Origin of the sequence: Kitasatospora sp. NPDC007106 (assembly GCF_040634455.1) — a bacterium.
GTDB lineage: Bacteria > Actinomycetota > Actinomycetes > Streptomycetales > Streptomycetaceae > Kitasatospora > Kitasatospora arboriphila.
On the sequence record NZ_JBEYFP010000927.1, the window covers coordinates 1 to 2,172 of the forward strand.

Genomic DNA, 2,172 nt, shown 5'->3' on the forward strand with positions numbered 1-2,172 from the left:
GGGCCGGGGGCGGTGGGGACGCGGATCCGGTGGGTGTGCACCCCTTCACCGGGTTCAACGCCAACGGCCGGGAGCACTCGGGTGGCGCCGGCTGAGCCTACTGCCCGGAGCCGGAGCCGGGCGGGTCAGGCGAGGTGGGCGTCGAGGAGGGCGAAGGTGGCCTCGGGCTGCTCGATGTGCGGGAGGTGGCCGGCGGCGGGGACGAGGGCGAGGCGGGCGTCGGCGAAGGCGCGGGCGTAGGCGGCGCCGTACGCGGGGGTGACGATCCGGTCGCTCTCGCCCCAGACGAGCAGTGCGGGGACCTCGACCCCGCCGAGCCGGCCGAGCAGCTCGGGGTCGTGCATGTAGGGGTCGCCGGCCAGGGCGCGCATGGTGGCCGTGTTGCCCTGGCGGCGGGCGAGTTCGGCGGAGGGGAGCCCGGCCGGGTCGACGTGGTACCGCTCGGCGTCGTGCCAGGCGTGCTCGGCGAGGCCGCGGGCGTCGAGGGTGAGGACGTCGCGGATCGGCTCGCCCTCGACGTGCACGCCGACGGCGTTGACCAGGACGAGGCCGCCGACCGTCCCGGTGGTGTCCCGGACGGCCATCTCGGCGGCGATCCAGCCGCCGAGGGAGGAGCCGACCAGCAGGACGTCGGTCAGCTCGCGGTCGCGGAGCAGCCGCAGGTAGACCTGCGCGAGGTCGGCGATGCGGGTGAGCCGGTCGGGGCGGTGGGTGCCGTCCCAGCCGGGGTGGACGGGGGTGAGGGTGTGCAGGGTGCGGGCGAGGTGGGCCGAGAGACCGGCCACGGTGGCGGGCCCGCCGCCGCCGTGGAGGACCAGGGCGGGGCGGCCCGTTCCGTTCTCGGTGAGGGTGATGGTCAGGTCGTCGTCGAGCGCGACCGTGCGGTTCGTGGTCATGGGCCGAGCATAACTAAGGATGCTTATATAAGCTAGCTTGGTCATGGCCTAGAATCGGCCCATGCACAGTGAGCTGCAGGAACTCGGCAGAGCGGTCAAGCGGGTCCAGTACCGTCAGCACCGGGCGCTGGAGACCGGACTCGCCGCGGTCGGCACCACCCTCGCCCAGTGGGACGCGCTGCGCGCCGTCGGCCGGCAACCCGGTGCCTCGGCCCGCACCCTCGCCGCCGAGACCTTCCAGACCGAGCAGGCCTTCGGCACCCTGGCCGGCCGGCTCGTCGCCCAGGGCCTGATCGAGCGGACCCCCGGCCACGGCCGGCGCATCGACCACCGGCTGACACCCGCCGGCGAACGGATGCTGGAGGCCGGCCGCACCGTCGCGGAGGAGGTCCTCGCCGATTGCTACGCGGACCTGCCGACCGCCGACCGCACGGCCCTGCTCGGCCTGCTCCACCGGGTGCTCGGCGAGGAGCCCGCCTGACGGCGGATCGGAACGGGCGGACGGAGCCGGCCTGACACCTCGGGCCCGGCGGCCCGGCGTTCCGTCTCGCGGTCAGCGCACGGGCTCTGCGGGTGCGGCCGCCTGCGGGGTGTGTGCGGCGATGGCTTCGCGGTACGCGGCCCGCCGCGCACCCGCCGTCCGTCCACCGACGCGGGGCGGTCGGCGCAGGACGCGGATCGCGGGGCGGACCCGGCCTCCTGGCGCGCGGAGCAGATGCTCGGCGTGGTGCTTCAGCCGCACCCGTACGCGGGCCCGGCCGTCGCTGTCGGGCACCTCCGCCCGGTCGATGTCGGACCAGCTGATCAGGGCCGAGGCCGTCGGGCCGTACCACCGGCGCCAGCGGACGTGAATGCCCCGGCCGGAGAAGGCCACCGCGCGGGTTCGGCCGGGGCCGAGCCAGGCGGTCGCCGCGTACACCCCGATGATGACGCCGATCACCGGCTTCGGCGGGTGGTCCGTGGCGACCGCCGTGGCGTGCCCGGCGCACATTGCGGCCAGCAGGAGGATCCAGCCGAGCCTGCGGCGCAAGGAGGGCTCGAACAGCGTCGCGTCGACCGGAACGCGGTCCGGGCGGCGCGCACCGTCGACGTGGCGGTGCGAGGTGAGGAACGGCACGCCGGGGGCGAAGCCCGCGACGGCGGTGCGGAGCAGCTCGGCCGTCGGGCCGGTGTCGTCGCACGCCGGTGTCACCGCTGGTGGCAGGTCCGGTAGCGAGATGAAGGTCCCGGAAGCCGCCCCGCGCAGGCCGGTTCCGGCCGCGTCGCCGAGTGGCAA

3 protein-coding genes are annotated in these 2,172 nt (G+C 75.6%); 1 reads left to right on the top strand and 2 read right to left on the bottom strand.

Annotation, left to right across the window (positions count from 1 at the left end; all coding sequences use genetic code 11):
* Window positions 1-125 precede the first annotated feature (125 nt).
* Entirely contained in the window at window positions 126-896 is a 771-nt protein-coding gene (locus ABZ641_RS34110; RefSeq protein ID WP_359988193.1) for an alpha/beta hydrolase, read from the bottom strand.
* Between the two features lie 61 nt (window positions 897-957).
* Here ABZ641_RS34110 and ABZ641_RS34115 point away from each other — a divergent pair, with 61 nt between their 5' ends.
* Window positions 958-1,377: a MarR family winged helix-turn-helix transcriptional regulator gene (locus ABZ641_RS34115; RefSeq protein ID WP_359988195.1), complete on the top strand. Its 420-nt coding sequence runs from the start codon at window positions 958-960 to the stop codon at window positions 1,375-1,377.
* Window positions 1,378-1,449: 72 nt separating this feature from the next.
* On the opposite strand, the gene ABZ641_RS34120 is transcribed toward ABZ641_RS34115, so the two are convergent.
* The coding region (locus tag ABZ641_RS34120; RefSeq protein ID WP_359988196.1) for a hypothetical protein at window positions 1,450-2,172 on the bottom strand (723 nt) is incomplete at its 5' end.